General features: G+C 48.2%; 24 protein-coding genes. 10 read left to right on the plus strand and 14 right to left on the minus strand.

The window, feature by feature from the left end:
- Positions 1–58: 58 nt before the first annotated feature.
- The 5 genes from M1Q06_RS12640 (at position 59) to M1Q06_RS12660 (ending at position 4,092) form a co-directional block, all read left to right on the plus strand.
- Positions 59–790 carry a C40 family peptidase gene (locus M1Q06_RS12640; RefSeq protein WP_434399844.1) on the plus strand — a complete coding sequence of 244 codons (732 nt, stop codon included), beginning with the start codon at positions 59–61 and terminating at the stop codon, positions 788–790.
- Between the two features lie 219 nt (positions 791–1,009).
- Positions 1,010–2,050: an ArsR/SmtB family transcription factor gene (locus M1Q06_RS12645; RefSeq protein ID WP_434399845.1), complete on the plus strand. Its 1,041-nt coding sequence runs from the start codon at positions 1,010–1,012 to the stop codon at positions 2,048–2,050.
- A 148-nt stretch (positions 2,051–2,198) separates the two neighbouring features.
- On the plus strand, positions 2,199–2,885 hold the full coding sequence (locus M1Q06_RS12650) for a DUF2294 domain-containing protein (protein WP_434399846.1): 687 nt from the start codon (positions 2,199–2,201) through the stop codon (positions 2,883–2,885).
- A 405-nt stretch (positions 2,886–3,290) separates the two neighbouring features.
- Positions 3,291–3,653, plus strand: coding sequence for a GNAT family N-acetyltransferase (locus M1Q06_RS12655; RefSeq protein WP_434399847.1), 363 nt, complete (start codon positions 3,291–3,293; stop codon positions 3,651–3,653).
- Positions 3,654–3,696: 43 nt separating this feature from the next.
- Positions 3,697–4,092, plus strand: coding sequence for a hypothetical protein (locus M1Q06_RS12660; RefSeq protein ID WP_121298184.1), 396 nt, complete (start codon positions 3,697–3,699; stop codon positions 4,090–4,092).
- Positions 4,093–4,152: 60 nt separating this feature from the next.
- On the opposite strand, the gene M1Q06_RS12665 is transcribed toward M1Q06_RS12660, so the two are convergent.
- Positions 4,153–4,359: a hypothetical protein gene (locus M1Q06_RS12665; protein WP_121298185.1), complete on the minus strand. Its 207-nt coding sequence runs from the start codon at positions 4,357–4,359 to the stop codon at positions 4,153–4,155.
- Between the two features lie 524 nt (positions 4,360–4,883).
- On the opposite strand from M1Q06_RS12665, the gene M1Q06_RS12670 reads away from it, so the two are divergent.
- Complete coding sequence (locus M1Q06_RS12670) at positions 4,884–5,261, plus strand: VOC family protein (protein ID WP_101191073.1); 378 nt, start codon at positions 4,884–4,886, stop codon at positions 5,259–5,261.
- A 51-nt stretch (positions 5,262–5,312) separates the two neighbouring features.
- Here the strand turns inward: M1Q06_RS12670 and M1Q06_RS12675 are convergent, their stop codons facing one another.
- The 8 genes from M1Q06_RS12675 to M1Q06_RS12710 all read right to left on the minus strand — a co-directional run bounded on the left by M1Q06_RS12675 (position 5,313) and on the right by M1Q06_RS12710 (position 9,777).
- Positions 5,313–5,816: a peroxiredoxin family protein gene (locus M1Q06_RS12675; protein ID WP_101191075.1), complete on the minus strand. Its 504-nt coding sequence runs from the start codon at positions 5,814–5,816 to the stop codon at positions 5,313–5,315.
- A 66-nt stretch (positions 5,817–5,882) separates the two neighbouring features.
- Positions 5,883–6,548: a haloacid dehalogenase type II gene (locus M1Q06_RS12680; protein WP_404466701.1), complete on the minus strand. Its 666-nt coding sequence runs from the start codon at positions 6,546–6,548 to the stop codon at positions 5,883–5,885.
- Between the two features lie 363 nt (positions 6,549–6,911).
- Positions 6,912–7,187, minus strand: coding sequence for a hypothetical protein (locus tag M1Q06_RS12685; RefSeq protein ID WP_434399850.1), 276 nt, complete (start codon positions 7,185–7,187; stop codon positions 6,912–6,914).
- 27 nt (positions 7,188–7,214) lie between these two features.
- Positions 7,215–7,622: a hypothetical protein gene (locus tag M1Q06_RS12690; protein ID WP_434399851.1), complete on the minus strand. Its 408-nt coding sequence runs from the start codon at positions 7,620–7,622 to the stop codon at positions 7,215–7,217.
- Entirely contained in the window at positions 7,619–8,188 is a 570-nt protein-coding gene (locus M1Q06_RS12695; protein ID WP_434399852.1) for an AAA family ATPase, read from the minus strand. Before M1Q06_RS12695 ends, M1Q06_RS12690 begins: the two co-directional genes overlap by 4 nt.
- 36 nt (positions 8,189–8,224) lie before the next feature.
- Positions 8,225–8,641, minus strand: coding sequence for an NUDIX domain-containing protein (locus M1Q06_RS12700; RefSeq protein WP_434399854.1), 417 nt, complete (start codon positions 8,639–8,641; stop codon positions 8,225–8,227).
- A 31-nt stretch (positions 8,642–8,672) separates the two neighbouring features.
- Complete coding sequence (locus M1Q06_RS12705; protein WP_274625627.1) at positions 8,673–9,044, minus strand: hypothetical protein; 372 nt, start codon at positions 9,042–9,044, stop codon at positions 8,673–8,675.
- 22 nt (positions 9,045–9,066) lie between these two features.
- Positions 9,067–9,777 carry an alpha/beta fold hydrolase gene (locus M1Q06_RS12710; protein ID WP_434399855.1) on the minus strand — a complete coding sequence of 237 codons (711 nt, stop codon included), beginning with the start codon at positions 9,775–9,777 and terminating at the stop codon, positions 9,067–9,069.
- Between the two features lie 561 nt (positions 9,778–10,338).
- Here M1Q06_RS12710 and M1Q06_RS12715 point away from each other — a divergent pair.
- On the plus strand, positions 10,339–10,875 hold the full coding sequence (locus M1Q06_RS12715; RefSeq protein ID WP_434399856.1) for a hypothetical protein: 537 nt from the start codon (positions 10,339–10,341) through the stop codon (positions 10,873–10,875).
- Here the strand turns inward: M1Q06_RS12715 and M1Q06_RS12720 are convergent.
- Together M1Q06_RS12720 and M1Q06_RS12725 are read right to left on the minus strand one after the other, a co-directional pair.
- Entirely contained in the window at positions 10,859–11,689 is an 831-nt protein-coding gene (locus tag M1Q06_RS12720; RefSeq protein ID WP_434399857.1) for a DUF4037 domain-containing protein, read from the minus strand. The genes M1Q06_RS12715 and M1Q06_RS12720 overlap by 17 nt on opposite strands.
- A 160-nt stretch (positions 11,690–11,849) precedes the next feature.
- Positions 11,850–13,967 (minus strand): heavy metal translocating P-type ATPase, encoded by a 2,118-nt coding sequence (locus M1Q06_RS12725; RefSeq protein WP_434399858.1) that lies wholly within the window; start codon positions 13,965–13,967, stop codon positions 11,850–11,852.
- A 212-nt stretch (positions 13,968–14,179) separates the two neighbouring features.
- Between M1Q06_RS12725 and M1Q06_RS12730 the strand changes: the two genes are divergently transcribed.
- Positions 14,180–14,512: a four-helix bundle copper-binding protein gene (locus M1Q06_RS12730; protein WP_101191097.1), complete on the plus strand. Its 333-nt coding sequence runs from the start codon at positions 14,180–14,182 to the stop codon at positions 14,510–14,512.
- A gap of 47 nt (positions 14,513–14,559) precedes the next feature.
- Here M1Q06_RS12730 and M1Q06_RS12735 read toward each other — a convergent pair whose 3' ends face one another.
- Positions 14,560–15,237, minus strand: coding sequence for a response regulator transcription factor (locus M1Q06_RS12735; RefSeq protein WP_434399859.1), 678 nt, complete (start codon positions 15,235–15,237; stop codon positions 14,560–14,562).
- Positions 15,230–16,618: a sensor histidine kinase gene (locus tag M1Q06_RS12740; RefSeq protein WP_434399860.1), complete on the minus strand. Its 1,389-nt coding sequence runs from the start codon at positions 16,616–16,618 to the stop codon at positions 15,230–15,232. Before M1Q06_RS12740 ends, M1Q06_RS12735 begins: the two co-directional genes overlap by 8 nt.
- Positions 16,619–17,430: 812 nt before the next feature.
- Here M1Q06_RS12740 and M1Q06_RS12745 point away from each other — a divergent pair.
- Together M1Q06_RS12745 and M1Q06_RS12750 are read left to right on the plus strand one after the other, a co-directional pair.
- Positions 17,431–18,081 carry a YdhK family protein gene (locus M1Q06_RS12745; protein WP_434399861.1) on the plus strand — a complete coding sequence of 217 codons (651 nt, stop codon included), beginning with the start codon at positions 17,431–17,433 and terminating at the stop codon, positions 18,079–18,081.
- Positions 18,082–18,116: 35 nt separating this feature from the next.
- On the plus strand, positions 18,117–18,569 hold the full coding sequence (locus M1Q06_RS12750) for a DUF305 domain-containing protein (protein ID WP_404334526.1): 453 nt from the start codon (positions 18,117–18,119) through the stop codon (positions 18,567–18,569).
- A gap of 49 nt (positions 18,570–18,618) precedes the next feature.
- Here M1Q06_RS12750 and M1Q06_RS12755 read toward each other — a convergent pair whose 3' ends face one another.
- On the minus strand, positions 18,619–19,875 hold the full coding sequence (locus M1Q06_RS12755; RefSeq protein WP_434399862.1) for an MFS transporter: 1,257 nt from the start codon (positions 19,873–19,875) through the stop codon (positions 18,619–18,621).
- Between the last annotated feature and the right edge of the window lie 9 nt (positions 19,876–19,884).

The raw sequence follows: 19,884 nt of genomic DNA on the forward strand, positions 1-19,884 counted from the left end.
ATCCTTATATCCACATAACATAAATTTAAAAAAACTATCCTTCGGAGGTACTGACTAAATGAAAAAAGCATTCTTTACACTACTCGCAGCAGGCGCATTGGTCTTTTCTAGTTCAGCTACAGACGCACAAAATACAGCACAAGCACAACCACAGACAGAAGTTGCACAGAAAGCATCTGAGCCAGCGATCGTCCAGGTTTCCAACAGCACTTATAAATTCAAATACGCTACAAACGTCCGTAGAGATGCCGGCACAAGCCACGGCGTCATCAAAGTCGCTTCTAAAGGCGCAACTGCAACAGTTACAAAATCCGCTACAATCGGCAGCGGTAAATGGTTCAAAGTCCGCACTGGCGGTACGCACGGTTGGGTACACAGCTCACTCGTAACAAAATCATCAGGATCTGGCGTTGTCCAAGCATCATCTAGCGTTTCTTCTTCAGCAGTCGTTTCTAAAGCACTAGCGCTTAAAGGCATCCCGTACCGTTTCGGCGGCACGACAACAGCTGGGTTTGACTGCTCAGGATTTGTACAATACGCCTTCAAACAAGCTGGCAAGAACGTTTCACGCACTACGCTCACTCAATACGCCCAGTCTTACGAAGTTACAAATCCGCGCCCAGGAGACTTGGTCTTCTTCGCAAACACTTACCGCCCAGGAATCTCACACAATGGGATCTACATCGGGAACAACCAGTTCGTTCACTCTGGCGGTTCTAAAGCAGAAGTAAAAAGCTTGAGCGGCCCATACTGGGGACCTAAATTCCACAGCTTCAGACGTTTCAAATAATATAGGCTTCAGGGAGTATCCGAAATCTCGGGTGCTCTTTTTTTTCGTGCATTTTTTGGAATGAACTTCGTGTGTTGTACGGAATCTCTTCTCTTTCTTCTATATAAAGAGAATCGCTTTTCTTTTCATTCGAAATAAACCGAATTAATAATTCAATTTATATTGAATTAATGATTCCATTCATTTAGAATAGAGAAAATGCTTAAGGAGGTTTTCAGTATGAAGATCATGGATGCTGCGTTACCCGAAGAGACGATTCACTTAGCTGTAGAACAGTCGCCGGTGTGGGAATGGATTGTCGGGATTGCTGGCTATACGCACGGGCAATTGCGTCATACGTTCGAGATGGATGAGGAATGGACACAGGATGCACAAGCGATGCCTGCTGCTTTGCTAGAGTCTTTAGCGAAGATCGAAGAGACGAATTTATGGTACGGGCTGCTGTTGTTGCAAAATGAGTTCGGGGCTCGTTCTGTTGAGGAACTTGCGGAGCGTCTGGCAGAGATTTCAGAGGAGCGATTTTACGACGTTTTACTGCCCTATCATAGCAGAGCTGCAGAAGCGTTACGGGAACAGGCAGCACAACAGCCTGAAGACAGTGGCTGGTGGTCTTCTTATGCCCGCTTGTTTGAAGGACATGCATATCTCAGCGGTTACGTATGGCAACTTCACGGGCATACAAGAGCCCAGCTAAGCGAATTGTTTATGAAGGTGCTAAGCGAATGGCAGGACTGGATGACGAAGAAGTTTTATATCGGGAGATGGCTGCATGCGCTGACGTTTGAAGAACAGCAGCACCGCGGGCTTGATTCCGCGAATGCGGCGAAGGAAATCGAGCGTGTGGCGAGTGTCGACTATGCACCGGAGCCTTCCATTTGGTCGGTCAAGCTCATTCCGCATGTGTCGTATCGGCCATGGCTGCTGACGATCCGTACGGCTGATGTGAAATTGTTTTTCTATCCGGTCAGCGAACAGCAGCTGCTCGATCCGGAAGTGCCGCCGAACGAATTGATCCAAGGACATAAAGCACTTGGTGACGGATTGCGCTTGAACGTGTTGCATTATTTATGCCAGGGCCCCGCTCCCTTGCAGGAAATGAGTGAGCGATTCAAAATGTCCAAGACGACTTTGCATCATCAACTGGCTTTGTTGAAAGCAGCGAAGTTTGTGAAGGTCGACAAAGGCGTCTACTCGATTCAGCCAGAGAAACTCCAGGCGTTTTCTACTCAATTGAACCGTTATTTAAAACTGGATGAGTGACAAGCAGTTCCAATACGAGACGATGACATGACTTAGGTCTGCCCCAGTAGTTTACTGAATTGGTCCCATAAGGTATCTATTTGTGCTAAAGCCCTGTACACTTGCCCAAATGGAATGGATAGCTTCTTCCGTTTAGAGGAGAGAGCACATGACTCAAGAGAAAACGGTCGAATCCATCATCAGCGGTTTCACTGCGTCCATCTTGCGGGAGCATTTCGGCAAAGGGCCAAGTTCAGTGTATGTGACCATTTACAAATCATTCGTCTGCATTCAAGTCCGGGATTTCTTGGCCCCGATGGAGAGAATCCTGTTGGATCAAAATGAAAAGAACCGCGTGTTGAAAACCAGGGATTTATTAATGGTTGAATTGATGGCTGAGTTCAAGAGGAATTTCTGGAAGCAAGCTGACCTGGATGTAATGGAGTTGTATGCCGATTGGAATTTGGACGATTATTCCGGCATGATTCTAGGCGTATTGGAAGAACCAAAATCGCATAAACTCAGATGGCCGGAAGAAGTGGATGAAACGGCACTCCGGAAAGAAGTCATCCGTTTAAGCATCGCCGGACAGAAAGAACCGGAAGAAACCAATTTCTTTTGGCTGAACGACCGGACACTGCTCATTGAACGGATCGGCATCTTCACTTTGCTGGAGAAAGAACTGATCAAAAATGAATTTCAGGAAGCCTTGAAACTGGCAAAACGGCCGCTGGAGTATATGTTATTTGCAGAATCGGAAGTGCCCGCGATCGTTAACCGCCCATTAATCGGCAGTTATGTCGACTGGGACTTTGAAGAAGATAAAGGCTTCGCGCTACTGGCCTTTAAAAAATAAGCCTAGTTTCACTCCCCCGGAGCTGTCGTGGCAACGCGACAGCCCGGGGGTTTATCATGACAATAGCTGTTCATCCCCGCCGCCTAAGCAGGCGCTGTCGTTTTGCGATGCGAAAGCTATTTTTTCTAAACTTTAGGTAAAATTTCATAACAAGCGTTTCTTTATAACCATTTTCTCAATAGTCAGTTTACTTAATGAAAAAAATTGGGTATGGTGTAATTGTACAAGTTATCTTTGAACGCAAAGCAACTGCCTTTTTCATTTTAAAGGCCAACCCAATAATGAATCGGTCGTATACACCAGACACCAGTGCTGGAGGTAGCGCCAAAAAGAATGTTCTATTCTTTTTGGCGCTTTTTTAATGGCCTTTCATCGATGAAGCATATTTGAGAAGGAGGGATTTGAATGATGATTGCATACGAATCACGCCACCGGGAGGCTGTACTGCGCTTGCTTTCCCATCTACCGTCAGCCCAGCAAGGAGTTTCAGTCCAGCAAATACTCAGCGCCTACGAAAGACAACCGGAGCGCCGACTGTATCTGTGGGAGGAAAATGAAAAAGTCGTTGGAGTGATCGGCATCCACATACAGAAACAAACTTTTGCTGTGCAGCACATCGCCGTTCTCCCTTCCTTCCGCGATCGGGGAATCGGCAGTGCGTTGATTCAAGCCGTCCAGGAAGAATACATTTCACAGGCGATGTGTTCGACTCAAGAGACCAAGGATTTTCTGGACAGATGCTGGCACAAGCAATCTCAATTTAGTTGATTTCCACAAGTCGCGCCGAATACTGGCAGAAAGGACGATCGACATGGAGACGTTAACAGCAAGTGCAGCGGAGAAGGTCAAATCCTATTTGGATGCTGAAGTGGAAATTACTGCTGGCCAGACAGTCGTTAAAAAATCCCGTGAAATGAAAATTTTTCGGGAGCAGCAATGCTTTACGTGCATCATCGAACATGATATCTCGTTTGAGAAAGTGAACGCTGACGGCACGGCATTGAACCGCGCAGAGATTTTTCTATTGCCTGAAGAGTATCCTTCGTTCCTGTTTGCCTGGAATGATTTCCACATTCCCTTGCCGACCGATTATCGCCAGTGGCAACAGGTCAATCCGCATATTGTCAGTGTCTGCATGGAGTCGGTCGAAGCGCCAGAAGATTTTGCCGCGCGCTTGGCCGCTGCCTTCAATGCCTTGGAGGCGTGACTTCTCATCGAATAGAAGTATGTGCAAGAACTCTCTTTCACTGTCTTGGCGACACTTCGGCTAGGGATTGCCCCGGCTGAATTTATATAAAGCGACTCCTAAATCAAGCACATCATGCTTGTTCTGGGAGTCGCTGTTTTGTTGGCGCTCGATGACTCGTTCGATCTCGTGCTTCGGCAATAAGCCGTGGTAGGTTTCAGGGTTGTCGACTGCGCAGACTTTTCGGATACCAGCTGCGTCTTCGGCTTGTGCTTTACGGATGTCCATTATGTAATTGCCTCCTTATCTGAACAAGTATGACAAGATAAAACCGGTGATGATGCCGAGCGTAAAGAATAGAATGAGTTTCGGTGCTTTTTTCATGGGTCTCCTCCTCTTTTAGGCTTGCTATGATTAGTGTATCAAACTTCTATGGCTTGGATTGTGAATGTTCCACTTTTATGTAAAGATGGGATTTATCATTTTATTTAACACAGTCCCGAAATTGAATAGGTTAAGGAGTGATTTATCTGAGCCACTTATTATTGTCCAAGAAATTTGTTCCGGTTTATTTTATTGTAGGTTTTCTTTCCATCTTATTATTCCGTTTCTTAGGGGCTTCTTGGATTGAAGTATTCCTTCTGAGCTTTTTATGCTTTCTGGTTGGTATCCTTTCTTTTGTCGAAAACTTTATCGTTCCCCTTGGATTAAAACGCAGCCCTTAAATAGCTGGCCATCTAAAGGGTTTTCCCTTTCCCCATCGAATTATTAGGGTGACGAGACTCATCATTTTATTCAGAGGAGGAAAAGCAATGATTTCAAAAATCGGACAGGTCATGGTGTATGTGCGCGACCAGGACGCAGCTGTTGCGTTTTGGAAGGAGAAGATGGGCTTTGTGGTTTTGCAAGACGTCGAAAATGATGGCATGCGGTGGATCGAAATTGCGCCTCGTGAAGATGCGGAGACGAGCATCGTCTTGCATGACAAGAATTTGCTCGAGCAGATGGATACGGGCTTGAGTTTGGAGACGCCGTCGCTATTGTTTTACGCGAACAATTTCGAGCAGCTGCGGAACGAGTTGGCGGAAAAAGGTGTCACGGTCGGCGATATCGTCGAGATGCCGACAGGTCGGACGTTCAATTTCGCCGATGCTGAAGACAACTATTTCGCTGTGCGCGAGATGGATTAAGCAATGAAAAAGAGCTTGGAGAATTCCCTCCAAGCTCATTTGTATATTATCTTATTTTAGGTTTTTACGGATGTACGCAGCGATTTTGCGTAATTCTTTTGCGTGCGGACGGCCGAATGGGCTCGTTTGCTGCTGCTGGTACATGACCTTGCCTTCTTCATCGAGCAAGTAATAAGCTGGCTCGCCGTGAATGCCATGGTCTTCGTACAATGCGTCTTCTCCATGATGGTAGACCCCGTATTGTTTCAAGATGTCTTCAGTCGCATCGGCCAAGATTGGAGAGGTCAAGCCGTGTTTTTCTTTCATTTCATTAAGGTCCTGCTGATTGTCTGTGGACAAGAACGTGAAATGGATATCCTTGCCTTCAAAATACGATAGGCTGTCTTGGATTTCCTGCAATTCTTCGTTGCATACTGGACACCACGAGCCTCTGAAGAAAATGACAAAGCGCCAGCCTGGACGTTCAGATAAGTCCTGTTGCAATGAGTAATCTCCGCCTTCAGCGCGCGGCAATGTAAATGACGGGGCTAAATCCCCTAATTGTAGTCTATTCATGTGAATGCCTCCTCTTATATATAAGTAGTTTACCCGGAATAATAAGCTTTAATCTTTTTGACCGTTCTATTTCCATTTCAACAAGCCATTCAAGTCCGAAAATACATAATCCGGCTCCAGGCCGAGCTGTTCGATCGGCGCTTCTTTGCGGTTGATCCACGCGGTGCGGAAGCCGAAATTTTTCGCTCCCGAGATGTCCCAGCCATTTGATGACATGAACAGGATTTCGTCGCGCTCGATGTTCAATTGGTCCAATACGTATTGATAAGCGGCCGGTGCCGGCTTGAACTGCTTGATTTCATCGACGCTGACGGCTTTGTCGAGCAAGTCTTTTATTCCTGCGTTTTCGATCAAAGGGTCGAGCATATCGTGCGAGCCGTTTGAGAACACGACGAGTTGGTGATCCTGCAGCTGTTTCAACACCGCTTCCGATTCTTCGTAGAGCGGCAAATGCAAATAGGCGTCCATCAATTGCTGTTCGATATCATCTGTCGAGTCGAGTCCCTCGTCTTCAAGTGCGTATTTCAAGGCGCTTCGGGTGACGGTGTACAAGGTGTCATATTTCCCCATGAGCTGGCGCATCATGAAATATTCGACTTGCTTCGTGCGCCACGTCTGGCTGATTGCTTCGCCGTGCCCCGGAAATACGTCCTCGCATTGCTCTTTGATGGCGATGACGTCGAACAATGTGCCGTACACATCGAAGACGAACGCTTTGATCGGTTTGTCCATATGATCGTCCTCCTTTAATATCGCTAACGAATTCAACTGCTTTTCCTTGTATCCCCTTTTAGGCAGAAAAATAACGGCATTAAAAAAAGCATCTTCTGTGAGATGCCGTGGGAGTGTATTTCAGGTTGTCGAGAAACTTGAGAGACCGTATTTTCCGAAGCTTATCGCTCGCTTTCCGTGGGGCGGGAATCGAGCCTCCTCGTCACTGCGTTCCTGCGGGGTCTCTCAAACCCGCTAGTCCCACAGGAGTCGAGCGAACACTTCTCCAAATACTTGGACAGTCCATTCATTTTTAAATGTAGAAATAAAGTCCCCTTTTTTCATCTAGTAGACTATAAACTTATCTAACTCTCTGAAATGTATTTAGTTTTCTCGGTTTTTTTCATTCTGAAAGTCTCTGACAAACTTTTCATCCTTCTTCTTTTCAATGAAACTCCAGACGGCAAAGATCAATACGGATATCCCGAGAATCAGGAGCGAAGCAGTAAAGACAAAATCGAAGTCCATCTCTTGCACCACTTGGTCGACGCCAGCCCTTTGGGTGTGGTGTGTCCAGCTGCTTTCATACTCCATAAAGCTGAACGATAGAATGAGCCCGAAGACGATACCGCCCACGATTGATAAGAAAAACTTCTTCATGCAACCGCCTCCCTTATCTTTGTCCATTCAATCAAGCAGATTTTCGGATGAAAGAAAGCTGTAGAGTTGCTCGGCATGCTGTTCTTCCAAGGTGTAGAGTGTATGGGTGTCTGCTTCATCCATAGCGGACCCATGATTTGCCGATACCCATAAATAGAATTCCTTTTCACCAAACTCCACTTTGAAATTCGGATCCGCTACGTCTGCGATTCCTGAGACTTTATCCGCACGCGAAATGGCTTCTGCAAATAACTCGATCGTTTGTTCATCCGTTACTTCGAGTCGTGAGTTCTCCATCACTTGCCCGAAACTTTCCATTTTGTACAAGACAATTTTGTCAGCAGCTTGTTGTTCGGCATTCAGTGAACCATTCTGGCACGCCGTTAAGGTGAAGAGCATGATTAGCAGCAATGACAGGACTGACAGTTTTCTCATGGGCTATCCCCCCTGGCAGCTATCTCCCTGATTTCTGAAATGGCCGCTTCTGCTTGTTGTTCATTTGTTACGCTAAACAGGTAATCCGCTTCGTCTGGTGTGGGTGTGACGCCGGGGTTATCGACAGATTCAGCTTGTTGACGAACGAGGACATCCTTGAATGAAGAAACGGTGCGCAAGACGGAAGTGTCACGCCCGGCCTGATCGATTCTCGTTTTTAACACCTCGTCTGCCATGTCAAAGTTCACCAAGATAGTCGTAAAGCCTTTCGATCTGTAAAAATCCAGCAGCTTCAAGCGACCTTGCCGGTTACGATTAGCGTTACACAAAATGATGTGGCAATCGGTTTGATCGACCGCGTGATTGACGATGGTCTGTGTCAGGGCATACTTGATCGCATTCGCCCCCTCTTTCGGGACGAGCGCCGGATAATAAGTTTTCAGGATTTCTGCATGATTGTCCTGATCAACAACGATTGCATTGGCAAGCTGTCGCTCAAGCGCTTTGGCGAATGTCGTTTTGCCACTATGGGTTTTGCCGACCGTGATGACCGCTACTCTGTTCACATGCGCAACTCCGTTCGTATGGTTTGTGAAAAGCGATTACTGGATGGCCGCCGCGCGATTCATGAACGCAATGAGGTGTTCTTGGTCTTCCGGGTAATCGTGAAGCAGTTCTTTCAGTTCGGCTTCTGTTTTCCACATAATTTCGTCGATTTCATTATCCGGGTCCTGGAAACAAATACCGCCTGAGATGACTTCGCACAGAAAATAATGGCTGGTGACTTCGTAATGGCCGATTTGCACATTTTTTGTATGAAGCTGTTTCTTCACTTCAATGCGAAAGCCGGTTTCTTCCCTCACTTCCCTCACACATGCTTGTTGTGGGGATTCGCCCGTTTCGATTTCTCCGGACGGGATGCTCCATTTACCAGATTCTTTCGATTTCACCATTAGGATTTGTTTGTTATCGATGACCACTCCAGCGGCCCCACGCCAAACTTTTTTAGTCCTGGTCATTTGGCTGCTCTCCATCTCTTAAGTTTAATTATCATTCAGTCGTCAACGCGAATTCCTCGACTTGCCCGTCCCATTTGATCTCCACATCCAACTCTTCATCTTGTTGAATGACCGCACAGCCTTCGCAGGCACTCTTGCCGACCAGCACTTCACCTTCATCGACCAAGACATTGCCACTCGATGCACCGGCAGTCGATTCAATGGAATAGATGATGGTTTCAGGAGGCGGCTCTTCACCGGTGTAGACGATTTTCCCAGTCGCTTCCTTGCTGTCTTGTGAAGTGACGTCGACCGTATAGAAGACCTCCCAATTGTCGCCGCTTCCTTTGAAGTTATAACGGTCGCCCTCCGAACAGCCGCTAAGGATGATCAGTATGGCCAAAAGTGATCCGAGTTTTTTCATGAGATACGAGCCCCTCTCCTGATTAGTCGACGTGGCTTAGGAATAATTCAAGCGTTTTCGCATGCAATTCCGCTTGTTCGGCATGAACCAAATGGGATGCGAAGGGAATGACCGATACGCGGACATTTTCATGCTTGTTGGGGTAATACAAGACGCCTTTCGTTTCGTTCGGGTTGCCTTCTCCTGTGATGTAGAGGATCGGTGCATGAATGCCCGACAAATCGTTCGTTTCTTCGAATGGATACCATTCTTCACTCTGTCCCATTTCGATAAGCTTCCGCCAATCGCCTTTATGCAGTTGGTCAAAATACGCATTCGTTTCCTCGTATTGGAAAATCTGTTGTTGGTTACGTGTTTCCTGTTCGCGCAATTGCGCCCAATTATCTGGCTTTTCTGCCGTGACGCCAGATATCGTCAGGCTATTTACTTTGGATGGAAAGCGCTTCGCGAACACGATCCCGACCAATGCACCGAACGACGCCCCGACGATATGGGCCGAGTCGATTCCCAACCGTTCGAGTGTCTCTGCCAAATCCTTCGCGTTGCTTTCAAAATTATCGCTTATATCAGTGCTGACGGAATTTCCATGCCCGCGCAAGTCCGGCACAATGACCTGGTAATGTTCTTTAAAATAATTGCGCTGGTATTCAAAATCGGTGAGCCCGGTCTGCAGCCCACTATGGAGGAACACAATCGGTTCCCCTGTGCCGAAACTTTCGGTATGTAAAATCATCTAATTCCCCTTTTTAATTATAGATAGTGGCTTTATGGCGTTCATTTCTCCATATAAGTAGGCTAATAATATTGAAAATATGGTTAATTCTAGTTTAACCTATTTTCACTGATTATTCAGTACAAAGAGGCAGTTTTTTGTCATCTTGAATGGTATAATGGAATCAACTACTTACGAAAACACCTATGTCTAACGCCAGGCGGCAGTTATGCAATTCGATTCACCCTCCTTTCCTGTTCGTTACATAAAATTTGAGGAGGGGTTCCGATGAAGCGCCAATTGTTTGTGCTGTTTCTGGCCGGTGTGTTATTGCTTGCAGGATGCGGCGAACAGGACAAAAAGCCGCAGTATGAAGCGATGGAACCGGTGATTGCTGCTGGGTCTTGAGTCTGGACGGTGCACATTTCTGGACTGTGCTACCGCATACTAAAAAGCGACAAAGCAGCTGCTTTGTCGCTTTTGTATTTTTGGATGCGCTTGTTCACTCTCGGTTCAGCTTGCTTTAATATTGCATAGTTCCATAGACTTCCGCTTGTTACAATAGAAGCAGGGGGAATCCACATGTACAAAGTTTTTTTATACATACTAGTTTTTTCTATATTGGCGTTCATTGTATGGGGCAGTTTCTTTTGGATACAGATGAAAGTTGCTTTAAGTTTGATTGCATTGACGTTTTTGCCGGTCATTGGCAAAAAACTATACAACGACGATGCACTATTCCGAAAAGGCAAAGCAGCGCTCTATACTTCCCTATTTTTGACCGCTATGGGATTACTTTCAACGATAGGCTCGATCATCAAGGGGAACGGAATGGATTTCGCAGCATTGTGGCTTTCTGTTTTTTTGTTTCTGATTTTACTGTTTGGGTCCGCAGTCTACGGAATTCCCGTTTCATCATTTTCTGATTTGGCGACTTCCAAGGTGGAGGGGTATCGCTTCCCACTCGCTTTTCTGATCCATTTAGGGTTCGGCTTATTGTCTTATCTATTTCTCGGCCCGCTTATGTATTTCGCAGTAATCGTAGCTGTGGTGTTTTTCCTCTTTGATGAGCTATTGCGAAAAAGGGAAATCACGCGTTCGTTCAAATCTTTGGCCTGACGAACGACGCTTTGCGAGTTGCTTCAGAAAGGTCGATATGTGGGAGTTCTTGACGGATCAGCCCGAAGATTTCTCCAATGAGCGCTTCCAGTTCTTTCACGGCGTCAGACGGCTCTTGAAAAAACACAGACTCCAAACGAGCGGCGCAATTCTTTGGTTTGATGTCCATTAACGCGAGCGAGTTTCGCTGCCATTTGAGTGCCGGATGGGGGATGAATTGGCGATTCAAACCGAATAGCAGACCCATAATATTCGTTTGGACGGAAACGACCACTTTGTAGAACATGAGCCAATCCTTCCGGTGAACGAGTGCTTCCCGGTTGTTCCAACGGCTTCCGAAATCGCTATAATAATTAATCACCGCTTCTTGCAATTCAAGCGGATAATGCTCGACTTGTTTTTTCAGCTGCTCGATCGTCGTCTCCCCATAGAGCGGAATGCCGTATTGGACAGCTGCCGCAATGCATTGCTTGTCCGGATCAACGTCGAGTTCTCGGGTCACTTGATGGATCGTTTGGCGAATCGTTCCGGTGAGAAAACTGCTAATTTCGAATTTCACGCCGTTGACTGTATAGGTTTCCGCCCATTCCTGCTCTTCATATGGATGAAATTCCAATAGTTCTCCGCCCAGTTGACGGATGGTTTGTTGACGTTCTTCGTCCGATGGCGTTTCCCTCCAAAAGATGAGCAATTCAATACCCGAGAATTCGTCCTGCCAACCCCTCGATACCGATCCCACCAGCATCACCGCTTCTATATTAGGGATTTGCGCGTACTGTTCAGCAGCTTGCACCGCTAGTTTTTTGAGTTCCATTCCATCTCTCTCCGTTCGTTCCGACTTTGGCAATCGGCCAGGTCTTATTAGCTTTACTATATATTTTTCTTTATACATTTCCTATCTCTTTTACATATCAACAGAAACAGAGCGTCCACTCAAATTGAGTAGACGCTCTGTTTTTTCATGGCTATTCATTTTAAGCCTTCAGTAATTTCGCATTGATCGCGACGATGACCGTACTCAAGCTCATGAACACGGCACCGACTGCCGGGCTGACGATGATGCCCCACGGTGCCAGAACGCCGGCAGCGAGCGGGATGGCGAAAATATTATAGCCGGTCGCCCACCACAAGTTCTGGACCATTTTGCGGTAGGTCTTTTTCGACAAATCGATGAGCGCGACAACATCGTTCGGATTGCTTTTGACGAGGACGACGTCTGCTGTTTCCATCGCAACATCTGTCCCGGCGCCGATTGCGATGCCGAGGTCGGCGGTTGCGAGTGCGGGGGCATCGTTTACGCCGTCTCCGGTCATGGCGACGCGCCAGCCTTTGTCTTTAATTTTCTTGATTTGGTTCGCTTTGTCGTCTGGCAGCACTTCGGCGTATACTTCCTTGATGCCGAGTTGTGCGGCGACCCAGTTGGCGACTTTTTGGTTATCGCCTGTCAGCATGATCGAGTGGATGCCTTTTTCCTTCAAAGCCGCGACTGCTTGTTTTGCCGTGTCGCGCACCATGTCGGCAAGCGCGATCATGCCGGCAAGCTTGTCATCCGCTAGAACGAAGACGACCGTTTTGCCTTCTTCCGACAATGCGTTAAAGACTTGTTCATCATATGGCAGGTTTTCGCCTTTGATGTAACCAGGGCTGACGGCGTTGACTTTCATGCCGTCTACTTGACCCTGTATGCCTTTGCCGGTGATTGATTCGAAATCGCTGACTTTGCCGATTGTCAAGTTGCGCTCTTTTGCCGATTGGACGATTCCCGTCGCAATCGGGTGTTCCGAGTTCTGCTCGATCGCTGCGGCGAGCTGCAAGACTTGTTCTTCGCTATAGCCGTCATTCGCGATGATGTCGGTGACCCCAAACTCGCCCTTCGTCAGGGTTCCTGTTTTATCGAAGACGACGGCATTCAAATTGCGTGCGCCTTCAAAATCGGCACGGTTGCGGATCAATAAGCCTTGCTTCGCTGAAATTGATGTCGATACCGCGACGACGAGCGGTGCTGCAAGGCCGAGTGCGTGCGGACAGGTGATGACCATGACCGTCACCATGCGTTCGATAGCAATATCGAAGGAATAGCCGAGTGCGAGCCAGGTGAAAAGTGTCGAAAATCCGGCAACGAGCGCCAGATAAAATAGCCATTTCGCGGCACGGTTCGTCAAATCCTGTGTTCTCGATTTGGATTCCTGGGCTTCTTTGACCATCGTGATGACTTGGGACAGATAGGAATCTTCTCCGGTTTTCTCGACTTCCACGACGAGCGAACCTTCTTTATTAACCGAGCCGCCGATGACCGCATCGCCGTCTTCTTTTTCAATAGGGATCGATTCACCCGTCAGCATCGATTCATCGACTGCGGAATGGCCTTCGACGATGACGCCGTCGACCGGGATTTTCTCGCCCGGCTTGACCAATACCCAATCCTTGTTACGGATTTCAGACAAAGGCACATCTTCAACTTGTTTATCGTCATCCAAGCGATGCGCTTCATTGGGCATCAATTTGACGAGCTGTTCGAGCGCGTTCGACGCCCCCATGATGGAGCGCATTTCAATCCAATGCCCAAGCAGCATGATGACGACCAATGTCGCGAGCTCCCAGTACAGCTGATTGCCGTCCCAGCCGAACACGACGACGGTGCTATAGCTGTAGGCGATGGTGATCGCGAGCGCAATCAAGGTCATCATGCCTGGCGCTTTGTCTTTCAGTTCAGCGATGCCGCCCACGAGAAACGGCCAGCCGCCATAGAAAAAGACGATTGTCGACAAGGCGAACAACACATACATATCGTTGTCAAAGCGCCAATCGACGCCCATGAAATGCTGGATCATCGGTGAAATCGCAAGGATCGGGAGGGTCAGGATCAGCGAGATGAAAAAGCGCTTCTTGAAATCCTCCACCATGTCTTCATGTCCACCGTGCCCGTGATGGCCGTGTCCGCCTCCGTGATCTTCCGAGTCATGTCCGTTATGCTCATGTTCTGTGTGCACATGCTCTTCCTGCACGGTCGAATCGTCTTCATGCATGCCATGATGGCCTGTACCTGGTGAATGATCGTCTGCATGCGGTTTCGTTTCGTCATGTTTTGCCATTAGCTTTCACCTCTCGGATCGTTTTTCGGTTCTCTTGACTACATTATAAGCTTCAATTGTCGAGAAATTATCGAGAACCGCCAAGCATGCCCTATCCGGAATTTGTGCAGTTTCTATGGAATTTTCGTGGAGTTCGGCACATTCCGTTTACTTCCAGTTCAAGCGGGAAATTTCCTTACTGACAACTTAAATCTAATGAGGAGGTTTTTGGAATGGCTCAAGAACAACACCAGCAATTGCTCGAAACGCTGCACGATTGCATGGCAGCGTGCAACCATTGCTTCGATGCTTGCTTACAGGAAGACGATGTCAAGATGATGGCGGAATGCATCCGGTTGGACCGGGAATGCGCAGATATGTGCGCGTATCTGGAACAAGCGATTACCCGCAATTCACCGTTCGTTTCCCAACTGGCTAAAGTATGTGCAGAAATCTGCCAGACTTGCGGCGACGAATGCCAGAAACACGCCGATATGCACGATCATTGCAAACGCTGTGCAGAAGCTTGCCATAAATGCGCGGAAGCTTGCCGTTCAATCGCATAAGACAGAGAGAGCCAGCTGGAACGTTTCCCGCTGGCTCTTTTTTGCGTTTATTCGGCTTCGTTCAACCATTTATAGCCGACGCCCCAAACGGTCAGAAAATGCTTATCGATTGGAAAGCCGGATTGGCGGATTTTCTCCCGGACGTTGCGGACATGCGAATCGATCGTGCGCCCTTCTGTTTCCGAGTCATAGCCCCAGATGAGCAAAATCAATTGGTCGCGTGAAAACACTTTGCCCGGGTTTTTCACTAATTGCCCGACCATGAAGAACTCTTTAGGCGTCAGTTTGATCGGCGTGCCCAAATAGCTCAGTTCAAAGCGTTCTTCGTTCCATTTCAAGCCGCCCACTTCGATGATGTTTTTCGGCGCCTGCCGCCTGAGCAACGCTTCGATGCGGGCGAGCAATTCTTCTTCATTAAACGGCTTGGTGATGTAATCATCCGCGCCGAGCTTGAGCCCTTTGACGATGTCTTCCTGCTGCTCGCGCGCCGTCAGCATGATGATCGGCACATCGGAAAAGCTGCGGATTTTGGCGCATAGCTCAAAACCGCTCATCTCGGGCATCATGATGTCGAGCAAGACGATATCGAACGCCTGCGTTTCCAAATAACGCAGCGCTTCCCGCGGCCCTTGCGCTTTCGTGCATTGATACTGATGGGGCGTTAAATACAAGGACAATAAATCGAGCATGCGCTGCTCGTCATCGATCAATAAGATTTTATGCACGCCCGTCCCCCCTTTTCAATGTAATGGTGACCGTCGTTCCCGATTTCGGCGCAGAATCGATGTTTATGTGGCCGCCGTGCGATTCGACCAGCTCCTTGGCGATTGCGAGCCCAAGACCGCTGCCGCCAAACTGACGGGATCTGGATTTGTCGACGCGGTACAGGCGGTCGAAGACAAACGGCAAGTCTTTTTGCGGAATGCCTTCGCCCGCATCGGTCACGCTCAGTGTGATGGATTCCTGGTCTTGACGCCCTTGCAAGGTCACCGTAGTGTTCGGCTCGGAATGCTTGCGCGCATTGTCGAGGATATTCAGCAAGACTTGCTGGAAACGCGCCGGGTCGATCCACGCGACGATTTCCTGATCGCATTCGACTGAAATCGTGATGTTCTTGTCATTGAATGCCGGGCGCACGAGCGCTGCGACCGAATGGCATAGCGCATCGATCTGCACTTGTTCTTTCTGGATCGTAAATTGATTGTGGTCGAGCTGTGCCAGTTCGAATAGTTGCTTGATGAGCTTCGTCAAATGGCCGGTTTCCTCGCGGATGATCGCGAGGTATTCATCCCGCTCTTGTTCCGTCAGCCCAGGGCGGCTCGCGATATCGGCGTAGCCTTTCACATAGGTGAGCGGCGTGCGCAGTTCATGGGAGATGCTCGCAAGAAAATCGTTGCGTTCTTGCTTGAGCCGGTCCAAATCATCGGATAGATGGGTGATGGCATTCGCCAGTTCACCGAGCTCATCGTTGCGTTCGATATGAAGCGCCACTTCGCTTTGGCCTTTGCCCAGTTTCTCGGTCGCTTCTTTCATACGAATGAGCGGCAAGGTGATAAAGCGCGACAATAGGAAAATGGTGATGACCGTCAACAGCACCGAGATTAAGCCGCCGAGAATGAATTGATTTCTCATGCGGTCGACCATTTCTTTAATATGATTCGTTTCCGCGAACATAAAGACATGGCCGCGGTGCTCGCCGCCGATGGTGATTGGACTGTCGGTCGCGATAAAGCGCTCGTCGCGCCAATTGTCTTCAAGGATTTCGCCTTGTTCCGGAATCTGTTCGATATCGGTATGGCCGAGCACGTCGAGCATTTCCGGTTCGATCCGGTCGGAATGGGTCAATTCGTTGCCGGTTTCATCCGTGATAATGACAATGAAGTCCGAGGACGATTCCATCATCGCGACGTGGGACAAGGTCGTTTCGTTGAAGCTGTCTTCGAGCACTTCGCTATGGGTATTGCCCCTCGCGAGTAGGTTTGACATCACTTCATCGACGCGTTCGTTGACGTAGGTGATGTAGAGCGTCGAAAACAAGAACAATTCGATGCTGACGATGAAGACGAAAAATAATAAGCCGATTTTTAATGCCAGTCGATTGAACATATACTCCCTCTTTCAGCGACTCTTTTTTTCACAAAATGATACCGTATATTCCGCAAAACCGCTCCGCTTTCCTGTGGGCGAGCGCCGAGCCTCCTCAGTCGCTCCGCGCCTTGCGGGGTCTCGTCTATCTCGCTTTCCCACGGGAGTCTCCGCAGTTTTGCTCCATATTTTGAACTTAATATGATGTTGTAGTTTGTATCAAAAGCAGAATCATTTCATCAATTTAAGTTTCATCGTTTATAAAAGTTTCTGGATTGAACGTATTATTCCTTTATATATAGCAATTCATTCTACTATACCGGATAAGTTTCGAGTTTTTGTGCATATCCGGGAAAAGCTGCTTGCTTCTGCCACATAAAACTTAATTAATTTCCAGAAAGATAAATTGTCACGTTTCCTGCACACTTTATGCAGAACTTCGGGGTAGCTTAACCATATAGGGCGTGTTTCATATTTTCTTCCGTTGACATTCCGCAAAACCGCTACGAAAAGCTTTGCTCAACTCTCACTTTGTTCGAGCATCGCAAATGAATAAGCTCAGCTTCCCTTCGCTTATTCATTTCCTGTGGGCGAGCGCCAAGCCTCCTCAGTCGCTTTGCTCCTTGCGGGGTCTCGGCTGTCTCGCTTTCCCACGGGAAAGGTGTTGACCGAAGCTTGCGAGGGCAATCCTTTGCGACGCAGTGCGCAGCGCTGTGGGAGCAGTACGGTTTTCTCCGCAGTTTTGCTCCATGTCTATCAGATAGAAAATAGAATCTGCTCGTTGTTAGTATTTAATTTCAAGAAGCATACAACTAAGAAAAGAGGGGTAGAAAATGATTAAAGATAAGATGATGATGGGTGCGCTGTCGATTGTGGCTGCTTTGGCGCTTGGTGCGTGCAACGCAGATCCGTCACCGGCTGACGCGCCGATGGATATGGACGAGCAGATGGATATGGACGAGCAGATGGACGAAAACATGGGAGAGAACTCCGATGAGATGAACGACCAAATGGACGAGAATATGGATGATGAAGATGGCCATATGATGAACCATTCCGGCTCCGGCGAAGTTCCGGATGACTTAGAGGAAGCTCAAGATCCTAAGTACGCTGTCGGAACGCAAGCGATCATCACGACCGATCATATGAGCGGGATGAAGGACGCTGAGGCGACTATTGTCGGCGCTTATGACACTACCGTCTATGCGGTGAGCTATACGCCTGAGGGCGGTGGTGATCCGGTTGAAGACCACAAATGGGTCATCCACGAAGAATTGGACGATGCACCTGAAGAACCTTATGCAGCTGGAGATGAAGTGGTGCTTGATGCCGACCATATGGAAGGCATGGACGGCACTTCTGCGACCATCGATTCTGCCGAAGAGACGACTGTTTACATGATTGATTTCACTACAACAGATACCGAAGAAGAAGTGACCAACCATAAATGGGTCACGGAAGATGAATTAGCACCTGTTGAATAACACATAACCAAAAAATCATAAAGGAGAGAGAGATGATGAACAATTATTTAAAATTCGGAATCATGATCGGGACATCCACATTTATTATGTACTGGCTGATGTATTTGAATGTCTTTGAATTTGCGCATGTCAGCTATAGTGAAACGCGGCTCTATATGGCTTTGATCATGGGCTCCGTGATGGCGATCGTCATGATGCTGTTCATGTGGCCGATGTACAAGAACAAGAAAGCGAATGCCGGAATCCTTGCCGGTAGCGCGCTGATTTTCGCCTTATCGCTGTACCTCGTGCGCAGCCAAGTGCTCATTGAAGATACCGGTTGGATGAAAGCGATGATTCCCCACCACTCGATCGCGATTTTGACGAGTGAACGCGCGAACATTTCCGATCCTCGCGTGAGACAGTTGGCGGATGAAATCATCGAAGCCCAGCGCAAGGAAATCGCGGAAATGGAACAATTGATCAAGGACTTGGAGAATGAAGAATAAGCATTCCAAAGAGAAAGACATGCTGAAATTCCAGCATGTCTTTCTCTTTTTATATTGACGACCTTTCGCCTTCCAGTGCAAATTCGGCTGCATCGCTCTCTTTGGGTTGCTTGAAACTCACCACCAACAGCAACAGCGAAATCCCGAACATGGCGGCAGTCGAAGCGATGACCACTGGCTGAACGGTAACCAGTTCCGACGCCACACCGATGACCGCTGTCGTGATGATGATGAGCAGTGCTTCTAGAAGACTATAGACGCTGACGGTCCTGCCCATGACGTCGACAGGGGTATGGTTTTGCGTGAAGGTGTGGAAACCGGTATTGGCGAAGGCGAGCGAGAACGCTAGGATGAAAAATCCGGTCGCTGCGCCGGCGAATGAACTCGAGAACGCGTAGACGAGATAACCAATCGACACCATCACCGATCCACCGCCAATCAATGCAGCGACAGTCAATTTCTTCGTGAACACGGTATTGACGATAGCCCCAACAATAATCCCGGATCCTGCGATACTCACGAGAAATCCGTATTCGCCGTCTGTCAGGCCGAGCACCCGTTTCGAGAAGGTCGCTTCCTGTGAATCGATCGCCGTCGCCATGACCATCATGCAGCTGAATAAAAAGAAGACCGTCATGACAAGAACGTAGCGTTTGCTGAAGGCTATAACGATTCTCCAGTCAGCACGGACTATTTCCCAGGACATACGTTCAGGAAGTTTCACGTCTCCTTTCTTTTGTTCAAGCTTCGGCATAAAACTAAGTATGATTGCAGAAACGAGGAGAGCAACTGCGTTCAAATAAATGGCCGTCACCGGCGTTCCCATCATGAACAAGACACCAGCGACTGCCGGACCGATAAGAAAGGCGCCTGAGTCGATCAGGCTGCGGAATGCATTAAAGCGCTGGCGGTTTTTCTCGGGGATCAGTTTGGTGATATACGTCATCGACGCCGGTTCAAACATCGAACCTGCCATATTGATGAGCAGCACGAATACGTAAATGAGCCATAAAGTTGAAGCGAACGGCAGGCAAGCGATGAGCACTGCCCGCAACAGATCAAGCGTGATCATCAAATTGCGCTGGTCGACCCGGTCGATGACGCTGCCCGACCAAAAGTTCGTCAATAGTGTCGCAGCGGGCTTGACGATATAAAGCCCCGCGACTGCAAGCGCCGATCCGGTCATGTCGAGCACGATCAAGTTCAAGGCGATCAAATACACCCATGCCCCGAAGTTCGCGATGCCGATGCCTGTCAGTAATACAGCTGGCTCCCGCCATTCTTTGTCTTTCCATATCCCTTTCATCTCCGCCAC

This window comes from Planococcus sp. 11815, assembly GCF_051096385.1.
GTDB classification, from domain to species: domain Bacteria; phylum Bacillota; class Bacilli; order Bacillales_A; family Planococcaceae; genus Planococcus; species Planococcus citreus.